The 288-nt window shown below is 63.5% G+C and carries 1 protein-coding gene; it reads left to right on the top strand.

Annotated features, from left to right (window positions below; all coding sequences use genetic code 11):
* Nucleotides 1-13: 13 nt before the first annotated feature.
* Nucleotides 14-288: alcohol dehydrogenase catalytic domain-containing protein (locus tag GUI70_RS22995; RefSeq protein WP_272952928.1), on the top strand; the 275-nt coding region annotated here is incomplete at its 3' end.

The following is a 288-nucleotide window of genomic DNA, read 5'->3' as shown; positions in this document are numbered from 1 at the left end:
AATTGTGGGTCGGGTGACCGCGGTCGGCAACGCCGTCTCGCGCTACGCCGTCGGCGATCTGGTGGGCGTCGGCTGTATGGTCGATAGCTGTCAACAGTGCGAAGAGTGCGCTGAGGGGCTGGAAAACTACTGCGACCACATGGTGCTGACCTATAACGGGCCGACCCAGGACGCGCCGGGACACACGCTTGGCGGTTATTCACAGCAGATCGTGGTAAATGAACGCTACGTGCTGCGGATAACCCATCCCGAAGCGCAGCTGGCCGCCGTCGCGCCGCTGCTGTGCGC

This window comes from Deinococcus alpinitundrae (genome assembly GCF_009982895.1).
Classification (GTDB): Bacteria; Deinococcota; Deinococci; order Deinococcales; family Deinococcaceae; genus Deinococcus; species Deinococcus alpinitundrae.
The sequence above is the reverse complement of the archived record's forward strand: the minus strand, read 5'-3'. Positions and strand labels throughout refer to the sequence as shown.